Genomic DNA, 16,263 nt, shown 5'->3' with positions numbered 1-16,263 from the left:
AATCTCTGAGCCGGACTGGACCAGCTCACGCTGTGTCATGATCAGTGTCATGGCCGACCAGGGTCCGCACCATGATCGTTCCCCCGCTCTCGCTGACCGAGAAGCCACGCTTTCGCGGGCTCTGTCGAGGCTCCACCTCGAAGGCGCGATCTTCCTTCGCGGCGAGTACACCGAGCCCTGGGCCTACGAATCGCTTCCGCCCCAGGACGCAACGGCGGTGCTGGCCCCACACGTCCGCCGGGTGATCCTGTTCCACGTCGTCGCGACGGGCCGAGCTTGGATCGAGACCGTCGAGGGCGAGCGGCACTGGGCCTCCGCGGGCGATGTCATCGTCCTCCCGTACGGCGACAGCCACCGCATGGGTGGCACCGAGCCGGCCGTGTGCGTCGCCGTGTCCACCCTGATCGAGCCGCCACCGTGGGAGCGGATGCCGGTCATCCATCACGGCGCCGGCGGTGCGGAAACGCACCTGGTCTGCGGCTACCTCGCCTGTGACGATCCGCTGTTCGACCCACGGATGCGCGCCCTGCCACCCGTGTTCGTCGTCCGCCCGGACGGTGCGGCGCGGCCCTGGGTGCGCGCGAGCATCGACTACGCGGTGCAGCAGACCGCGCTGATTCGCCCCGATCACTTCGAGGCTCCGACGCGCATCCCGGAACTGCTGCTGGCAGAGGTACTGCGACTCCACCTGGCCGACTCGCCGGCCATGGAGACCGGCTGGCTGAGGGCGTTGCGTGATCCGGTACTGTCGCCGGCGCTCGCCGCCATGCACGCCTCGCCGGAACGGAAGTGGACTCTGCTGGATCTCGCCCGGGACGCGGGTGTCTCCATCTCGCTCCTCGACGAGCGGTTCCGCTCAGTCCTGGGCCTGGCGCCCATCCGCTACCTCACCGGCTGGCGCATGCACCTCGCGACCGATCTGCTGCGGTCGAGCGATCTCGGCGTCGCGGCAGTGGCGCGGCGGGTCGGCTACGAGTCCGAGGAGGCGTTCAGCCGCGCGTTCAAGCGCGAGACAGGCGAGGCGCCGAGCATCTGGCGAGCCGCACACCTCAGCCGCACCCCTAACTGATCGCAATCGCTGCCCGGGACAGCCGGCGGCCCTTCCAGACCCCACCCTCAGCGGCGAACAGCGCCTGCAGGTGACCTACGGCCGCGGCCGAGCGGGCACCCAGCGTCCGGATCGAGAGCAGCGCCGGCACGCCGCGGACGACGAGCAGCGCGAGCAGGAACAGGGGGACCCGGGCGAGCGCCGCCGGATCGTCGAGGAGCCCACTGAGGTCGAGCCTCAACCCGCTGGTCACGAAGAACACCGGGATCAGGAAGCCGTAGCCGAGGGCTTCCAACTTGATCCGGAAGCGGGGATGCGAGCTGGCGTCGCGGTCCACCAGGCCGACGACCGCGCCGGCCAGGAAAGCGCCCAGGATCGTCTCGAGCCCGAATTGCTCCGCCAAGGCGACGAAGGCGACGAGCAGTACGACGGCCGCCCGGACCCTGATCTCGGCCGTGGTGTCCTGCAGCCGCACCAGTACCGTGCCGATCCGCTGGGAACGTCCGGCGGTCGCGACCACGACGCCGGTGACGACCACGAGGACGGCGAACAGTCCGACCATGACGAGCCTCTCGCCGGTGCTCCCGCCTTCGGTCGAGAACACGAGCGACAGCACCAGTACGGCGGCGAAGTCGGCGACCGAGGCCGCGGCGATGGTGAACTGGCCGACCGGGCCCTCGGCTTTGCCCGCGTCCTTGAGCACCGGTACGACCAGACCGAGTGAGGTCGCGGACAGCGCGACGGCCAACAGCAGCGGGCTCTGCACCCAGCCGGCCGCCGAGAAGCCAAGGCCCGCCGCCGTACCCAATGTCAACGTCACCAGGTAGCCGAGCACCGCAAGCCGAAGGATCTGGCCGCGAAGCCGATGGACGTCGATCTCCAGCCCGGCCAGGAAGAGCAGGAACCCGAGACCGAGCAGGGCCACGATCTGTAGCGGCTCGTCCACTTCGACCAGCCCGAGGCCGTGTGGCCCGACCACGATGCCGGCCACGATCTCGAGGACCACGGCCGGAACCCGAAGCCGCGGCGCCAATCCGAGCAGGAGTGGTGCGAGCAGGGCGATCAACGCGACCGCGAACAGGTTGGTGAATTCGACGTCGGGCATGGAGGTTCTGTGCCGCGGGCCGCGTCAGCGTTACAGACTCAGTCGCGGGGGAAGGTGCGGAAGGCTTCCAGCAGTCGGTCGCGAGTCTGCTCGGAGAGGCTCTCGGGCTCCACCTGGCCGACCTCGGCGATGGTCCGGCGCATCTGGTCGACGTACGTCTGGCAGCCGTCGCAGCTCGCGAGATGCTGGACGAAACGCTGTTCGGCCTCGGGATCGAGGGCCCCGTCGAGGAAGGCGGTGACGAGTTCGACCAGCTCGGCGCATGTCATGTCTCGACCCCACTCGTGGCGACGTAGCACTCGAGGTGGCCGCGGACCGCTGCCCGGGCTCGGTGCAGCAGGCAGGCGAAGGTCTCCTCGTCCCCGGCCCGCAGACCGGCGACGAGGACGTCGTCCGCCGGCAGAACCACCCCCACGCTCCGACGGTACAACAGGACGGTCAGCGGTACTCCGGGTTCTCGAAGTCGAATCGGCAGCCCGCGTCCCACTCCGAGCGCTGGTTCCCGTGCGCCGGTACGCCGCCGGCGTCCTTCAGCATCCGGGCCAGGTGCAACAGGTTCCAGGTCATGAAGGTGGTGTTGCGGTTGGTGAAGTCGTTGTCCGGCCCGCCCGAACCCTCGTCCAGGTACGACGGACCTGGCCCGGCCGCACCGATCCAGCCCGCGTCCGCCTGCGGTGGAATCGTGTAGCCGAGGTGCTGCAGGGAGTAGAGCACGTTCATCGCGCAGTGCTTGACGCCGTCCTCGTTGCCGGTGATCAGGCAGCCGCCGACGCGACCGTAGTACGCGTACTGCCCGTGCTCGTTGAGAATCGACGAGTTGCCGTACAGCCGTTCGATCACCTGCTTGGTCACCGAACTGTTGTCACCCAGCCAGATCGGCCCAGCGATCACCAGGATGTCGGCGGCCATCACCTTCGCCTGGATGGCCGGCCACGCGTCGGTCTCCCAGCCGTGCTCGGTCATGTCCGGCCAGACGCCGGTGGCGATGTCGTGGTCGACGGCCCGGATCACCTCGACCTCGACTCTCTGCTTCTCCATGATCCGCCGGCTGACCTCGATCAGGCCCTCGGTGTTGCTGATCGCCGGTGACCGCTTCAGCGTGCAGTTGATGAACAGTGCGCGCAGGTCCTCGTACTCGGGCATCGTGGATTCTCCTTCAGCTCAAACGCTTCTGAGAGGTTCAGTGCCTGCCCGCGCCCAGGCGTTACAGAAGCAGATGGACGTTCGTGGGCGGTAAGCGTTCGGATGCTCCATAAGGGCGGTTGGCCGGGTTGTGATGGAAGCATGAAGCTGCCGGCACTTCCGACCGAGAGGTCCTTCCCATCTCCGTTGCACCACCCGCGGGTGGTGACCGTGATCGGCCGTTGGCTCGGTGTCGCGGTGACGATCTGCTTCCTGACCGGCCTGTTCAGCCACTTGCAGCAGTCGGGTCCCGGTTGGGTGTACATCCCGAGTCGGCCGGCGTCGTTGTATCGGGTGACGCAGGGGCTGCATGTGCTGAGTGGGACCGTGGCGGTTCCGTTGTTGCTGGCGAAGTTGTGGGCCGTGTATCCGAAGTTGTTCGCCAAGCCGCCGTGGCCGCCGAGTCGGCAGGTCTTGGGCATGATTCTCGAGCGGCTGTCGATTCTGGTGCTGGTGTCGGCGCTGGCGCTGGAACTGTTCATCGGCTTCGTCAACACGCTCCAGTGGTACCCGTGGCCGTTCCCGTTCAGGCAGACCCATTACGCGCTCGCCTGGATCATCGTCGGTGCTCTGCTGGTCCATCTGGCCGTCAAGCTTCCGCAGATCGCCGCCCACTGGAGCAAGACTCGTGCGCCGGCCCAAGAGACGGTCGGCCTGACTCGGCGCGGTTTGTTCTGGACGGTTGCCGGTGCCGGAGCGCTGGTGGGGATCGTGTCGGTCGGGCAGTCGGTGCCGGCGCTGGGACCGATCGCCGTACTGGCGCCGCGCCGGCCGGGGGTCGGCCCGCAGGGTCTGCCGGTGAACCGGACCGCCAAGGACGCCGGGGTGACTGTCGTCGGTGCGGACTGGCGGTTCACGATCAGGGGCCCTCAGCAACTGACGTATTCGCTGGATGAGTTGCGTGCGCTGCCGCAGAGCCGGTCCGAGTTGCCGATCGCGTGCGTCGAGGGTTGGAGTCAGGGTGCTCGGTGGGAAGGCATTCGCATCCGTGATCTGCTGAGACTGTGCGGGGCACCGGCTTCCTCCCGCGTCAGGGTCGTGTCGATGGAGCAGAACGGGTTCTACGCGACCAGCGAACTCCCGCCGCAGTTCGCCGCCGATCCGCTCACTCTTCTCGCCCTCCGGCTGAACGGCAGCGAGCTGGATCTCGACCACGGGTTCCCCGCCCGCATCATCGCGCCGAACCGGCCTGGTGTCCTGCAGACCAAATGGGTCCACCGGCTGGAGGTCCTGTCATGACGAAGGGTCGTACGGCGTTGGCCGTGGCCGGAATCGCCTTCGGGCTCTGGGGGCTGTGGCTGATGCTGGACAGCCTGAGCGGGGATGCGTTGATCCGGCTTCCGCTGTGGCTGGGTGGCGTCGTACTGGTGGACGACTTCGTCCTGGTCCCGCTGGTGATCGCCGCCGGCTGGCTCACCCGCAGGTCGATCGTCCGCACGATGCTCCTGTACGTCGGGATCACCACGCTGATCGCGATTCCGCTGCTGCTGCGCCAAGGCAAAGGGGTCAATCCGACCGTCTTGCCCCGCGACTATCTCCGCGACTGGTTGGTGTTGGAGGCCACGATCGTGCTGGTCGGCGTTGTGGCGCTGGTGGTGCGATTACGGCGTGCTGACGGATCGGCGGGATCGGGTCCGCAGGGGAGTGTGCGCTCCTAGGGTCAGAGGCATGGCAGACATCGGTGTGATCGGTGGATCGGGCTTCTATTCCTTCCTGCAGGACGCGCGTCCGGTGACGGTCGAGACGCCGTTCGGGCCGCCCAGTGAGGCGCCCGTCGTGGGTGAGGTGAGCGGTCGTCACGTCGCGTTCATCCCGCGGCATGGCGCCGACCATCGTTTCCCGCCGCATCGGGTGAATTACCGGGCCAATCTCTGGGCGCTGCACGCCCTCGGTGTTCGCCAGGTTCTCGGTCCGTGCGCGGTCGGTTCGTTGCGTCCCGAGCTTGTTCCCGGCACCTTCGTCGTACCCGATCAGCTCGTCGATCGCACCTGGGGCCGGGAGCACACGCTGTACGACGGTCCGCCGGCTCCGGTGGTCCACACCTCGGCCGCCGACCCGTACTGTCCTACCGGCCGGGCCACGGTGCTTGCCATGGGCAACGTGGTTCCCGACGGCACGATGGTGGTGATCAACGGTCCGCGGTTCTCCACCCGGGCCGAGTCCCGGTGGCACGCCGCGCAGGGCTGGTCCGTGGTCGGCATGACCGGCGCCCCCGAGGCGTCGATCGCGCGCGAGTTGGGGCTCTGCTACACGTCGGTCGCGGTGGTCACCGATCATGACGCCGGGGTGGCGGCGGGGGAGGGCGTCACCCAGGCCGAGGTGTTCGAAGTGTTCGGGCGCAGCATCGAACGCCTGAAGGTACTGCTCGCCGACGTGATCGCCCAACTGCCCAAACCCGACGTCGACTGCACCTGCCGCCATGCGCTGGACGGGACTGCCGCCGAAGGGGATGCCCGGTGAAGGTCCTGCTCACCGGCGGCGCCGGCTTCATCGGCCGTCACGTGCACGCCGAACTCGTTGCCGACGGCCATGATGTCGCCGTCTTCGACTCGCTCCGGCCCGACGTTCACGCCGTACCTCCGGTGCTGGAGAACCTGATCGCCGCCGATGTACGGGATGCCGACGCGCTCGCCGCCGCTCTGGACGGTGTGCACGTGGTCGTCCACCTCGCGGCGAAGGTCGGGCTCGGCGTCGATCTCGACGACATCGACGATTATGTGAGCAGCAACAGCCTGGGCACCGCCGTCCTGCTCCGGCAGTTGGGCCGCGCCGGGATCGATCATCTGGTCTACGCGAGTTCGATGGTGGTGTACGGCGAGGGCCGCTACGAGTGTGCGCGCCATGGTGTCGTCGCGCCCGGACCCCGGCGGATCCCGGATCTCGAGGACGGCAACTTCGAACCGCCGTGCCCATTCTGCGGGCAGTTCCTGCGGCCGGGCCTGGTCGACGAGGACGCACGGCTCGATCCACGCAACGCGTACGCGGCATCCAAGCTGACCGGGGAACACCTGGCCGCCGCCTGGGCGCGGGAAACGGGCGGCCGGGTTGCCGCACTGCGGTTCCACAACGTGTACGGGCCAGGGATGCCACGCAACACGCCGTACGCGGGGGTAGCGGCGTTGTTCCGGTCGAGTCTCGAGCGCGGTGACGCTCCGCAGGTCTTCGAGGACGGCCGCCAGCGCCGCGACTTCGTCCACGTTCGGGACGTCGCCTCCGCGGCGGCATTGGCCGCCCAGGCCGACCATCCGCAGTTCGCGGCGTACAACGTCGGCAGCGGCACCGTCCACACCATCGCCGAGATGGCCGCCGAGCTGTCTCGCGCGTACGACGGACCTGCGCCGGTCATCACTGGTCGGTACCGCCTCGGCGACGTCCGGCACATCACGGCGACCTCCGACCGGATCAAGGCCGAGCTGGGCTGGAAACCGGCGTACGACCTGGCCGAAGGCGTCGCCGATCTGGTCGGGTCAGCTCGCGGGTAGGTCGATCTCGAAGGTGCAGCCGCCGGGGACGCTGGCGACGGCGATGTTGCCGTGATGAGACTCGACCACCCCACGGGCGATCGCCAGCCCCAGACCGCCGCCACCACCTGCCGGTGTTCGCTGCGCGTCGCCACGCCAGCCGACGTCGAAGACCCGGTCCAGGTCGTGGTCCGGGATCCCGCCGCAGCCGTCCGTCACCGCGATCCGGATCCGGCCGTCGGGTTCGCGGTCGACGGACAGGCGGACGGCTCCGCCGGTCTCGGTGTGACGGATGGCATTGTCGACCAGGTTCGTCACCGCCCGCGTCAGCTCGTCGGCGTCGCCGTGGACCGCCAGCCGGTCTTCGTCGCCCGGGGTCGAGACCGACAGCGTGACGCCCTCGGCGCGGGCGTGCTCGCAGGTCTCGCCGACGACGTCTTCGGCCAGTTCACGCAGGCTGACCGCGGTACGGCGGCGTGGCGGCGGAGCCCCGGCCAGCCGGGACAACTCGAAGAGATCGTCCACCAGCCCGGTCATCCGGTCCACGGTGGTCCGCATCTGCCGCAGGGCGCCCGGTGCGTCGTCGACCACGCCGTCTTCCAGTCCTTCGGACAAGGCCCGCAGCCCGGCCAGCGGCGTACGCAGGTCATGGGACAGGAACGCGACCAGCTCGCGGCGACTGGCCTCGAGCGCGCGCTCGCGCTCGCGAGACGCGGCCAGGCGTTGCCGGGTCTGCTCCAGCTCGATCGTCAGCGCGGTCAGCTCGGCCGGCCCGTTGCGCGTGTCAGGGTCGGCGACCGGTTCGTACGACGTACCGAGATGGCGCAACCGTCGTTCCACGGCACGGGAGCCGGTGGTGATCCAGTGTGCGAGCAGCACCGACATGGCCAGTCCGAGCAGTGCCGCGAACGCCAGCGTCCAGAGCACGACCCACGAGTCGTGTTCGGAGATGAACATCGCCCGCACACTCTGCAGTACGGCGGCCAACGCGGCGGCCATCGGCACGAGGGCGACAACGATCATGGTGATCCGCAAGGACCGGCGCCGGAACTTCCAGAGCACCAATGCGCCCACTGCGGCGACGATCAGTGTCCAGAGCGCCGTCAGGCCGAGGATCGTGACGGTGTCGCGGTTCATTCGGCCTCACCCACGAAGCGGTACCCGGTCCTCGGCACCGTGAGCACGAGTTTGGGGTCGGACGGGTCGGCCTCGAGCTTCTCCCTTAGCCGCCGGACGTGGACCGTCACCGTGGACGAGTCCCCGAAGTCCCAGCCCCAGACCCGGCGAAGCAGCTCGGCCTTCGTGTACGCCTTGCCCGGATGCGACACCAGATAGGTCAGCAGGTCGAACTCGCGATGCGTCAGCGCCAACTCGGCCCCGTCGAGATAGGCGATCCGGGCCGCGGTGTCGATCGTGACCGGACCGGCACTCAGCTTGGTCGGGGTCAGGTCGAGTCCGGCCAGCCGTTCCTCCCGCCGCAGCATCGCCTGCACCCGCAACGTGAGTTCACGCGGGCTGAACGGCTTCACCACGTAGTCGTCGGCGCCGACCTCGAGCCCGACCAGCCGGTCCTCCTCCTCGCCCCGCGCCGACAACATGATCACCGCGGCGCCGTCGTCGGCCGCACGCATCCGGCGCAGCACCTCCAGCCCGGACAGGCCGGGCAGCATCACGTCCAGTACGACGACCGACGGCTTCCACTGCTGCCACACCTCGACCGCCGCGACTCCGTCGGCGACCACGCGGGCGTCGTACCCGGCCTTGGTCAGGTACGCCGAGACGACGTTCGAGACGGTCGGGTCGTCGTCCACCACGAGCACACGAGTAGCCACAGCACGAGCGTAGGACTCTCGACGTCGGTCCCGGCCCACTCGAGCCTGGCATCGCCGGGACGTAAGCGAGCCGTAGTCGCGTTCGGGCCCAGCCGGCGACCGGAATTCCCTACGGTCAAAGGGTGGCTGCTGCTGACGTGGACCTGGTCCTGCCGTGCCTGAACGAGGCGGCCGCTCTGCCGTGGGTGCTCGGCCGGTTGCCGGACGGCGTCCGGGCGGTTGTCGTGGACAACGGTTCGACCGACGGCTCCGCCGATATTGCGGCTGGGCTCGGCGCCACCGTGATCTCGTGCGAGCTTCGCGGGTACGGCGCCGCGTGCCACGCCGGCCTGGAGGCGGCGACGGCCCCGGTGGTCGCTTTCCTCGACGCGGACGCCTCGCTCGATCCCCGCCAACTCGTTCGCGTCACCTCCCCGGTCCTGGCCGGGCGGGCTGATCTGATGCTCGGACGACGTCGCCCGGTCACCCGTGGCGCCTGGCCCTGGCACCTCCGCCTGGCCAACGCGGAACTCGCCCGCCGCATCCACCGCCGTACCGGCGTCCGCCTGCACGATCTCGGCCCGATGCGCGCCGCCCGACGGCAGCAGCTGCTCGAGCTCGCATTGACCGACCGGCGATCCGGCTATCCGCTGGAGACCGTGGTCAAGGCGGCTGACGCCGGCTGGCGGATCGCAGAGGTCGACGTGGACTACCTGCCACGGTCAGGTCGTTCGAAGGTAACCGGCACACCGCTCGGCGCCGTACGGGCAGTCAGGGACATGACCAAGGTGCTGTCAGCATGAACGCCGGCACACTGATCGTGATCGCGAAAGAACCAGTTCCCGGCCGCGTAAAGACCCGCCTGCAGACGGAGTTCACCTCCGGCGAGGCAGCCGCCCTCGCCCGCGCGTCCCTCGCCGACACCCTCGCCGCCGTCCGGAAGACACCCGTACAGCACTATGTCTTGGCGATCGACGGGAAGGCCGGGGCTTGGCTGCCGGACGGGTTCTCCGTGATCGTCCAGCGCGGCGACGGTCTCGACGAGCGGCTGGCCGCAGCCTTCGAGGACGCGTACGCCGGAACGCCCATGTTGCTGGTCGGGATGGACACTCCGCAGGTGACTCCCGACTTGCTCGGAGCCGACTGGTCGGGGCATGACGCCGTGCTGGGACTGACCGAGGACGGCGGCTACTGGTGCCTTGGGCTGCGCGAACCGGACCGGCGTGCGCTCGTCGGCGTACCGATGTCGACCGACCACACCGGTGCCGACCAGTTGGCCAGGCTCGAGCTCCTCGGCTACCGGGTGAAGCTGCTGCCGACGCTGCGCGACATGGACACACCACAGGACGCGGCGGCGATCGCGGCGAGGTTCCCAGACCTGCGGATGTCGCGGCTGCAGCGGCGGCTGCAGCACGCGGCACATCCGGCACTGCTCTTCGAGAAGGCTCTCGACGGTGGACGGGTCGTCGTCACCGGCACCGACGGTCGGGCGGTTCCGGGGTTGTCCGAGGTCAACCGCTGGCGCGCGCCCGCCGATGCGGTCGACCGAATCGCCTTGAGCCGCTGCGAGGGACCGGTGCTGGACATCGGGTGCGGCCCGGGGCGGATCGTGACGGCGCTCGCCGAGCAGGGGATCGCGGCGCTCGGCGTCGACATCTCCGCACACGCCGTACGGCTGACCACCGGCCGAGGCGCCGCCGCACTCCGTCGGGCGGTGCAGGAACCGCTGCCGGGCGAGGGACGCTGGGGGAGTGTCCTGCTGATGGACGGCAACATCGGCATCGGCGGCGCCCCCGACGTCCTGCTGCGACGCTGCGCCGAACTTGTCCGTCCGAACGGCGTGATCCTGGTCGAAGTCGATCCCGACGACGGGCTCGACGACTCCGGCGCGATCGTCCTGCGGAGCGCGAACGGGCGCCGGTCGAGACCATTGCCCTGGGCAAGGGTCGGCAGCCGCGCGATCATCCGGCACGCACGCACGGCCGGACTCCTCGCCACCGAGGACTGGCGCGCAGACGGCCGCGCCTTCCTCACCTTCTGCCGCTCGCCGGCCGCCACCGCGGAACGCGACTCCTGGCCTCAGGCGCCAGCGGTCTGGTGATGTTCGAGCTGCGGTGGTTCGTCCGCGGCCCGCGCCTGCGAGCTCGGGGCGCCAAGCGTGACTCGTTTCGGCGCCCGGGTCTCCCGCTCGTCGTCGGCGGAGTGACCGGCATCGCGGCGAGCACGGCGGTGCTCGCCACGGCCTCGGCGAACTGGTGGCCCAACCTCACCCTGGTGGCGGCGACCCTTCTGCTCGGCGGGATCGCCTGGCTCATCACTCGTCGCCCGGCAGGTCCCCGGGTGTTGCTCGGTGTCCTCACCTTCGCGGCGGGGTGCCAGCTGCCCGGTCTCGCCCTCGCCCCGATCACCAGTACAGACGCCTACCGCTACGTCTGGGACGGGCGAGTCCAGCTCTCCGGGAGTTCGCCGTACTCGCATGTTCCACTTGACGATTCGCTGGCGAGGCTTCGCGACCCGATCCTCTTTCCCGGTCTCTCCCCGGCCGACCGGTCCGGCGTCACCGGCCCGCCGCGCGTTCCCCAGGATCCGGCCGCGCTCGCCGCTCTCTCGGCCGACGACCCGCGCACGCGCATCAACCGGCCTCGTATTCCGACCATCTACCCGCCCGTCGCCCAGGCGTACTTCACCACCGTCGCCTCCCTCACGCCGTGGTCGGCCGGAACCTTCGGCCTCCAACTGGCGGCCGCCGCACTCGCCGTCGCTGTGACAGCGCTGCTGGCCACCGAACTGCGTCGCCGCAACCGGGATCCCCGCTGGGCGGTCCTGTGGGGCTGGTCCCCGATCGTCGCCCTCGAATCCGGCAGCGCCGCGCACATCGACGTACTCGCCGCCGCTCTCCTCGTTGCCGCAGTCATCACCGCGGCCCGGCGGGCGCCGGTGGTCGCCGGCATCCTCCTCGGCGCGGCAGCCGGGGTGAAGCTCCTACCGCTCCTTCTCCTGCCGGCGTTCACCTCATGGCGGCGGAGCGGCTTCACCACACCACTTGTTGCCATCGGCACCTTCGTCGCGAGCTATGTCCCGCACGTGCTTGCCGTCGGCACCTTGGTGATCGGGTTCCTGCCCGGCTACCTCGGCCAGGAAGGCTTCTCCGACGGCAGCTCCCGCTCGGCGATCCTCGCACTGGTACTGCCTCCGGCGGCCCGCCAGCTAGTCGCCGCAACCCTCGCGATCACCCTCGCAGTGCTGGCGATTCGCCTGCACGGCAGGCAGCCGATCGCGGTCACCTGCTGCTGGCTGTACGGCGCGGCACTCCTGCTGGCCACGCCGACCTATCCCTGGTACGGCGTTCCGCTCATCGCCCTCGCCGTACTGGCCGGCCGGGCCGAGTGGATCGCCGTACCGCTTGCTTCCTATCTGGCCTACGCAAGCTTCGGACATAACCTCCGCCAGAGCCTGATCCACCTCACCGCAGCTCTCATGGTCGTCACCGCGATCGCGATGCGTCACCGACTTGCGCACCAGGGTAATCGGGAGCGTGCGTTGCCACGCCTGAGTACTCGGTGACGAGCGTCGTTGCCGGGATTGAACCGTGCCCGCAGCCGTGTCCGGAGGGACAATGGAGGCAGCGGCCGAGGTTACGAGATCCTCGCCGACAGGACGGTGACTTCGGCACGGCACAGCGGCCGCGGTGTGGCCGACCGGAAGGTCGTGGTGAGCATGGACAGGTACGCGAGCGGCGAGTCGTGGCTGGTGTGGGTGGCGCGTCGCTTCGGGTTCGGCCGTAATCCGCTGCGGCGCCACACGGACCGGATCGAGTCAGCGATCTTCCTGAGCGCGTTGCTGGTCGCTGTGCTTGTGGTGCCGGCCGCAGTCGCTGTCGGTACCGCGGTACAAGATGCGAGCGAACGCGCCGCAGCTCAGCGCCGGGCGGTTCTGACCGAGGCGCCGGCCACAACCCTCGAGGAAGTCCAGAGCTGGTCCGGCGCAGGGTCGGGCGTGGTGATGTCCTGGGCCAAGGTCGGCTGGACGGACGCGGACGGTTTGCCACGCGAGGGGTGGACGTCAGTGCCGATCGGGACGACCAAGGGCAGCGAGGTGACGATCTGGCTCGATCCTTCAGGTGCGATCAGTGCCCCGCCGCGCCAACCAGGTGAGAGTGAGGCGATCGGTGGCGCGGTCGGGCTGACCGCGGCGATGGTCGCTTGGCTGGTGCTCATCGGCCTGACCCGGCTGGCCCTGGTGTGGCTTGACTGGCGCCGCTCCCGGGATCTTGACCGCGAATGGGAGCTGACCGACCACCGCTGGAGACATCACGAGAGCTGACCCGCTATTGCGGCGCATAGCTCGACTGGTCGTCAACTCGTGGACCACACCAGTCGATGACGGTGCGAGCGTGATCGGCGGGGACTTCGAACGGCGGCGCATGCCCCCACGCGGTGGAGGACCACCAGGTTCCAGTCGGGCCGCTGCGCCGTCCAGTCATCGATCGACGCGCGGAGAGTGAGGCGATCCTCGTCGCCCCGGACAAGGAGAGTCGGCGCCGCGACCCGGCGCATCGCGTCGAGCACGGTTCGCCGCCTGACGAACTCGGGGTGATTTTGTTCGACAGTACGGGGCAGGCGATCTACCTGTTCGACAAGGAGAAGTCGGCGACCTCGGCCTGCTACGACGCTTGCGCGGAGGCCTGGCCCCCGGTGCTGACGAAGGGACAGCCGAAGGCGCTCGGCGCGGTGCGGCAGTCGCTGCTCGGTACGACGAAGCGCACCGACGGCACCACCCAGGTCACCTACGGCGGACATCCGCTGTACTTCTACGCCCACGAGGCCAAGAACGAGGTGAAGTGCCACAAGATCGAGGGCTTCGGGGGACTATGGCTCGCCGTCACCACGGCCGGCCAAGCAGCCCCGGCCTGACGGCGTCGCCACCATCCCTCACTGTCGTCGCCTCGAGCAACGCTCAGACCCGCCTACGGTTCCAGCAGGAGCTGCACTTGGTCACCGACTTCTGCGCCGGCCGACTTCAGGGCTGCCTTGCTCACACCCACGCAGAAGCCGCCGCCTGCGACAAGCATGGTGCTGCCGGTGAACTCGGCGCCGTTCAGGGTCCCGGCAACACGTCGCTGTCGGCGCCCGCCGAGCTCCGGGACCAGCTCTGCCGGTATGTCGACCACGGCAAGTCCTCCTGGCTTGTCCTCTCGCCACCGCCGCACGGTGCCGGTGATCTCGACTGTCGTGCCCATGCCTTCTCCAGGTGTCGCCTGAGTGGACGGCTGATCGCCACCCGTTGGTGGTGGCACCATCCTCACCAGTCATCTGCAGGGTGGTGTGCAGCCCCACCTCACCCTGCGCCGACCGCAGAAGGGAGTCAACACAAGCCCGAACCACTGCGGCAGGATGGATGGAGAGGTTGACTGTCCAAACGGTACGGCGGCTCCGACCACGGCGGAGCGGCCTGATTGGTGGCTGCCAGTCCGGGAGGTGTCCAGTGAAGTACATGATCATGATGGCCGGCGGTGTCGGCGAGAGTGTGCAGGACCGGTCGCCGGAGTGGATCGAGGATCCTTTTCCTCCTTCGAGCCGGCGGTGACCTGATGCCCGCCGTCACCATGCTTGATCCTTGCCCTGCCTGGTTTCATCGGTTTGTCGGTAGCGGCCGATAGTCTCGATCTCGCGAGCAGCTCAGCATCGCTGGCCAGCGAGCCGGCCCGGCTGGCAGCGGCGCGCGTCGGTGACCGTGATGCCTTTGCCGCGCTGATGGCTGAGCACCTGGCCGCCCTGTACACGCCTTGCTGTCGGCTGCTCGGCTCCTTGCATGACGCTGACGACGCGATGCAGGATGTCCAGTTGCTGACCCTGGCGAGGTCTGGACGGGTTTGAGGGCCGAGCGCCGCTGAAGCACTGGCTCTACCGGATCACGACCACCACGTGTCTCAAGATGATTCGGGCACGGGGCCGCATCCCGCCGCCCACAGACGAGCTCGTCTTCTTGCAGCCGTACCCGGATCGGCTCGTCGATCAGGTCACCGACGCCAGCGCGGATCCGGCTGCTGCCGCCGAGCAACGTGAGAGCGTCGCTCGCATTCATCACGGCGGGTGCAGCGGCTTCCCGCGAGCCGGCGGGCAGCTCTGCTGCTGCGCGATGTGCTCCCATTCAGCCCTGCCGAGACTGCCGAGCAACTTGGCACGACCGTGGCCGCGCCGAACAGCCTGCTGCAACGTGGCCGGGTCACGATGAGGACCCGCGGCGACCCCACGAAAGCGGGGCCGGGCGGTGCCGCTGAGCGATGCCGAACGTCAGATCGTGGACCCTTTCGTCGACGCCTGGCAGCACCGCGACATTCCAAAGCTGGCTGCTCTGCTCAGCCAGATCATGGTTCTCGACGTCACTGACAACCAGATCTCGTCGATTGTCGGGTTCGAGGTGCCCGGCGGTCAGTGCAAGGCGCGATCCATGGTCACCCGTACGTAGTCGTCGGGGTTCGTCAGGTGGGGCACGTGCCCTGCGCCGACGTACAGATGCCGTTCGGCGTGCGGCAACGACTTTGCGATCCGGTCGAGGATCGGCGCGAACATCGGCGGACTTTGGTCCCCTCGAGTGAGCAGCGCGGGCTTCGCGTACGTCGCCAGTGCGTCGAGATCGACAGACAGGCAATCGGGATCGCGCAGCTCGTCGAGGTACGTCGGTGCGTTCCGGAGGAATGTCCGGCGTACTGGCTCCGGGAGCTCGGACCACTGTCCTGGGCCGAGCGCGATCGTCTCGACGAACAGTTCGGCCGCGGCAGCGTGCTCCTGCGCCTCGAGCAGTTTGCGCACCGGCGCGATGCGTTGCCCGAAGGCCTCCACCGCGGATGCGAACGCAGGATCGTCGGACAACAGCTGCAGCCCCGGCGGCTCGTGGACGGCGATGCCTCGAACCAGGTCGGGGTGGGCAGCGGCAAGTCGCAGCGTGATCAGCCCGCCGTAGGAGTTGCCGCAGACGAAGGCCGGCGCAAGGTCGAGCGTCTCGATCAGCGCGGCCAGATCCGAGACATCCTCGTGCACCGATCCTTGGGTGGGCGTGCGTGCGCTGCGACTGTGACCTCGACGGTCGTAGGAGACCACCGTGCAACGCTCGGCGAGCAGGGGTACGACCGGTGCCCAGTTGTCCGCATCACCCCACGAACCATGGACGAGGACGAGGCTGGGACCCGACCCCACGGTGGTGTGGTAGAGGTTGACCCGATTGACTGTTGCCGTCGCCATTCCAACTCCTGTCGAACACAGCCGCTTCCCGCTGACCCGTATTGTCACGTTCGCTCTACGACCAAGCGACGCGCATCGGCAGGACTACCTATCTCGGTTCGTTGTCCAGCGTCGAATGGACGCAGGCACATCCCATGCGGAACGGCAGGTCCCGGGGGATCAAGCCGTGACGGTGGGCCGCGCTCGTGCTTGCCGGATGACATCGATGTCTCTATCGAGGCACCCAACCTTCAGCGGGAGCAGCTACTGGTGACGAGATCGGCCACCTGGTCGGCCAAGGACTCGTCGATCACCCGTGCCAGAGACGGGTCGTCTTGCACGTAGCTCGGTACCAGGAACCGCACAACCTGCGAGGCCGGCATCCATCCGCCGCGGACGGGTTCGGTGACGGTCGGCGGCGTCGGGATGACCGAGC

At 68.8% G+C, this 16,263-nt stretch carries 20 protein-coding genes and 2 pseudogenes; 13 read left to right on the top strand and 9 right to left on the bottom strand.

The annotated features are described in order from the left end of the window. Window positions 1-49 precede the first annotated feature (49 nt). Entirely contained in the window at window positions 50-1,069 is a 1,020-nt protein-coding gene (locus tag ACWCOV_RS20315) for an AraC family transcriptional regulator (RefSeq protein ID WP_449830831.1), read from the top strand. Here the strand turns inward: ACWCOV_RS20315 and ACWCOV_RS20310 are convergent. Genes ACWCOV_RS20310 through ACWCOV_RS20295 form a run of 4 tightly spaced genes read right to left on the bottom strand, consistent with a single transcriptional unit; the run spans window position 1,062 to window position 3,296 of the window. Further along, entirely contained in the window at window positions 1,062-2,153 is a 1,092-nt protein-coding gene (locus ACWCOV_RS20310) for a cation:proton antiporter (RefSeq protein ID WP_449830830.1), read from the bottom strand. The two genes, ACWCOV_RS20315 and ACWCOV_RS20310, sit on opposite strands and share 8 nt — an antisense overlap. 38 nt (window positions 2,154-2,191) lie before the next feature. Continuing rightward, window positions 2,192-2,422 carry an anti-sigma factor family protein gene (locus tag ACWCOV_RS20305; protein ID WP_449830829.1) on the bottom strand — a complete coding sequence of 77 codons (231 nt, stop codon included), beginning with the start codon at window positions 2,420-2,422 and terminating at the stop codon, window positions 2,192-2,194. Beyond that, entirely contained in the window at window positions 2,419-2,568 is a 150-nt protein-coding gene (locus ACWCOV_RS20300; protein WP_449830828.1) for a hypothetical protein, read from the bottom strand. The genes ACWCOV_RS20305 and ACWCOV_RS20300 overlap by 4 nt, the downstream gene beginning before the upstream one ends. Before the next feature lie 23 nt (window positions 2,569-2,591). Further along, window positions 2,592-3,296, bottom strand: coding sequence for a flavodoxin family protein (locus ACWCOV_RS20295; RefSeq protein WP_449830827.1), 705 nt, complete (start codon window positions 3,294-3,296; stop codon window positions 2,592-2,594). A gap of 141 nt (window positions 3,297-3,437) precedes the next feature. Here ACWCOV_RS20295 and ACWCOV_RS20290 point away from each other — a divergent pair, with 141 nt between their 5' ends. Genes ACWCOV_RS20290 through ACWCOV_RS20275 form a run of 4 tightly spaced genes read left to right on the top strand, consistent with a single transcriptional unit; the run spans window position 3,438 to window position 6,817 of the window. Continuing rightward, a complete protein-coding gene (locus tag ACWCOV_RS20290; protein ID WP_449830826.1) occupies window positions 3,438-4,574 on the top strand; it encodes a molybdopterin-dependent oxidoreductase in 1,137 nt (378 codons plus the stop codon). Then, the gene (locus tag ACWCOV_RS20285) at window positions 4,571-4,993 is read left to right on the top strand and encodes a hypothetical protein (protein ID WP_449830825.1); all 423 of its coding nucleotides are present in this window, start codon (window positions 4,571-4,573) and stop codon (window positions 4,991-4,993) included. Before ACWCOV_RS20290 ends, ACWCOV_RS20285 begins: the two co-directional genes overlap by 4 nt. A 10-nt stretch (window positions 4,994-5,003) precedes the next feature. Continuing rightward, complete coding sequence (locus ACWCOV_RS20280) at window positions 5,004-5,795, top strand: S-methyl-5'-thioadenosine phosphorylase (RefSeq protein WP_449830824.1); 792 nt, start codon at window positions 5,004-5,006, stop codon at window positions 5,793-5,795. Further along, complete coding sequence (locus ACWCOV_RS20275; RefSeq protein WP_449830823.1) at window positions 5,792-6,817, top strand: NAD-dependent epimerase/dehydratase family protein; 1,026 nt, start codon at window positions 5,792-5,794, stop codon at window positions 6,815-6,817. Before ACWCOV_RS20280 ends, ACWCOV_RS20275 begins: the two co-directional genes overlap by 4 nt. On the opposite strand, the gene ACWCOV_RS20270 is transcribed toward ACWCOV_RS20275, so the two are convergent. Continuing rightward, the gene (locus tag ACWCOV_RS20270; protein ID WP_449830822.1) at window positions 6,803-7,933 is read right to left on the bottom strand and encodes a sensor histidine kinase; all 1,131 of its coding nucleotides are present in this window, start codon (window positions 7,931-7,933) and stop codon (window positions 6,803-6,805) included. The genes ACWCOV_RS20275 and ACWCOV_RS20270 overlap by 15 nt on opposite strands. After that, window positions 7,930-8,628, bottom strand: coding sequence for a response regulator transcription factor (locus ACWCOV_RS20265; RefSeq protein ID WP_449830821.1), 699 nt, complete (start codon window positions 8,626-8,628; stop codon window positions 7,930-7,932). The genes ACWCOV_RS20270 and ACWCOV_RS20265 overlap by 4 nt, the downstream gene beginning before the upstream one ends. A 122-nt stretch (window positions 8,629-8,750) precedes the next feature. Between ACWCOV_RS20265 and ACWCOV_RS20260 the strand changes: the two genes are divergently transcribed. The 5 genes from ACWCOV_RS20260 (at window position 8,751) to ACWCOV_RS20240 (ending at window position 13,520) form a co-directional block, all read left to right on the top strand. Further along, on the top strand, window positions 8,751-9,410 hold the full coding sequence (locus ACWCOV_RS20260) for a glycosyltransferase family 2 protein (protein ID WP_449830820.1): 660 nt from the start codon (window positions 8,751-8,753) through the stop codon (window positions 9,408-9,410). Next, on the top strand, window positions 9,407-10,708 hold the full coding sequence (locus ACWCOV_RS20255) for a DUF2064 domain-containing protein (protein ID WP_449830819.1): 1,302 nt from the start codon (window positions 9,407-9,409) through the stop codon (window positions 10,706-10,708). The genes ACWCOV_RS20260 and ACWCOV_RS20255 overlap by 4 nt, the downstream gene beginning before the upstream one ends. Continuing rightward, the gene (locus ACWCOV_RS20250; protein WP_449830818.1) at window positions 10,708-12,171 is read left to right on the top strand and encodes a glycosyltransferase 87 family protein; all 1,464 of its coding nucleotides are present in this window, start codon (window positions 10,708-10,710) and stop codon (window positions 12,169-12,171) included. Before ACWCOV_RS20255 ends, ACWCOV_RS20250 begins: the two co-directional genes overlap by 1 nt. 153 nt (window positions 12,172-12,324) lie before the next feature. Continuing rightward, window positions 12,325-12,930, top strand: a complete 606-nt coding sequence (locus tag ACWCOV_RS20245; RefSeq protein WP_449830817.1) for an Rv1733c family protein — start codon at window positions 12,325-12,327, stop codon at window positions 12,928-12,930. A 113-nt stretch (window positions 12,931-13,043) separates the two neighbouring features. Next, window positions 13,044-13,520 carry a COG4315 family predicted lipoprotein gene (locus tag ACWCOV_RS20240; protein ID WP_449830816.1) on the top strand — a complete coding sequence of 159 codons (477 nt, stop codon included), beginning with the start codon at window positions 13,044-13,046 and terminating at the stop codon, window positions 13,518-13,520. Window positions 13,521-13,573: 53 nt separating this feature from the next. Here ACWCOV_RS20240 and ACWCOV_RS20235 read toward each other — a convergent pair whose 3' ends face one another. After that, the gene (locus tag ACWCOV_RS20235; RefSeq protein WP_449830815.1) at window positions 13,574-13,846 is read right to left on the bottom strand and encodes a DUF1905 domain-containing protein; all 273 of its coding nucleotides are present in this window, start codon (window positions 13,844-13,846) and stop codon (window positions 13,574-13,576) included. 370 nt (window positions 13,847-14,216) lie between these two features. On the opposite strand from ACWCOV_RS20235, the gene ACWCOV_RS20230 reads away from it, so the two are divergent. The 3 genes and pseudogenes from ACWCOV_RS20230 to ACWCOV_RS20220 all read left to right on the top strand — a co-directional run bounded on the left by ACWCOV_RS20230 (window position 14,217) and on the right by ACWCOV_RS20220 (window position 15,075). Beyond that, window positions 14,217-14,483 carry a hypothetical protein gene (locus ACWCOV_RS20230; RefSeq protein ID WP_449830814.1) on the top strand — a complete coding sequence of 89 codons (267 nt, stop codon included), beginning with the start codon at window positions 14,217-14,219 and terminating at the stop codon, window positions 14,481-14,483. Window positions 14,484-14,699: 216 nt separating this feature from the next. Next, window positions 14,700-14,825, top strand: a pseudogene (locus tag ACWCOV_RS20225) (sigma factor-like helix-turn-helix DNA-binding protein); the annotation flags it as partial. An 82-nt stretch (window positions 14,826-14,907) separates the two neighbouring features. Further along, a complete protein-coding gene (locus ACWCOV_RS20220; RefSeq protein WP_449830921.1) occupies window positions 14,908-15,075 on the top strand; it encodes a hypothetical protein in 168 nt (55 codons plus the stop codon). Here the strand turns inward: ACWCOV_RS20220 and ACWCOV_RS20215 are convergent. Beyond that, a complete protein-coding gene (locus tag ACWCOV_RS20215) occupies window positions 15,039-15,848 on the bottom strand; it encodes an alpha/beta fold hydrolase (protein WP_449830813.1) in 810 nt (269 codons plus the stop codon). The genes ACWCOV_RS20220 and ACWCOV_RS20215 overlap by 37 nt on opposite strands. A 230-nt stretch (window positions 15,849-16,078) precedes the next feature. Next, window positions 16,079-16,263, bottom strand: a pseudogene (locus ACWCOV_RS20210) (hypothetical protein); the annotation flags it as partial.

It is taken from the genome of Kribbella sp. NPDC002412, assembly GCF_053592935.1.
The sequence above is the reverse complement of the archived record's forward strand: the minus strand, read 5'-3'. Positions and strand labels throughout refer to the sequence as shown.

Excerpts from the sequence above, each read along its gene's own strand:
- ACWCOV_RS20315 (WP_449830831.1), top strand. The coding sequence starts at position 50 with ATGGCCGACCAGGGTCCGCACCATGATCGTTCCCCCGCTCTCGCTGAC.
- ACWCOV_RS20310 (WP_449830830.1), bottom strand. The coding sequence starts at position 2,153 with ATGCCCGACGTCGAATTCACCAACCTGTTCGCGGTCGCGTTGATCGCC.
- ACWCOV_RS20305 (WP_449830829.1), bottom strand. The coding sequence starts at position 2,422 with ATGACATGCGCCGAGCTGGTCGAACTCGTCACCGCCTTCCTCGACGGG.
- ACWCOV_RS20295 (WP_449830827.1), bottom strand. The coding sequence starts at position 3,296 with ATGCCCGAGTACGAGGACCTGCGCGCACTGTTCATCAACTGCACGCTG.
- ACWCOV_RS20290 (WP_449830826.1), top strand. The coding sequence starts at position 3,438 with ATGAAGCTGCCGGCACTTCCGACCGAGAGGTCCTTCCCATCTCCGTTG.
- ACWCOV_RS20285 (WP_449830825.1), top strand. The coding sequence starts at position 4,571 with ATGACGAAGGGTCGTACGGCGTTGGCCGTGGCCGGAATCGCCTTCGGG.
- ACWCOV_RS20280 (WP_449830824.1), top strand. The coding sequence starts at position 5,004 with ATGGCAGACATCGGTGTGATCGGTGGATCGGGCTTCTATTCCTTCCTG.
- ACWCOV_RS20270 (WP_449830822.1), bottom strand. The coding sequence starts at position 7,933 with ATGAACCGCGACACCGTCACGATCCTCGGCCTGACGGCGCTCTGGACA.
- ACWCOV_RS20255 (WP_449830819.1), top strand. The coding sequence starts at position 9,407 with ATGAACGCCGGCACACTGATCGTGATCGCGAAAGAACCAGTTCCCGGC.
- ACWCOV_RS20250 (WP_449830818.1), top strand. The coding sequence starts at position 10,708 with ATGTTCGAGCTGCGGTGGTTCGTCCGCGGCCCGCGCCTGCGAGCTCGG.
- ACWCOV_RS20245 (WP_449830817.1), top strand. The coding sequence starts at position 12,325 with ATGGACAGGTACGCGAGCGGCGAGTCGTGGCTGGTGTGGGTGGCGCGT.
- ACWCOV_RS20235 (WP_449830815.1), bottom strand. The coding sequence starts at position 13,846 with ATGGGCACGACAGTCGAGATCACCGGCACCGTGCGGCGGTGGCGAGAG.
- ACWCOV_RS20215 (WP_449830813.1), bottom strand. The coding sequence starts at position 15,848 with ATGGCGACGGCAACAGTCAATCGGGTCAACCTCTACCACACCACCGTG.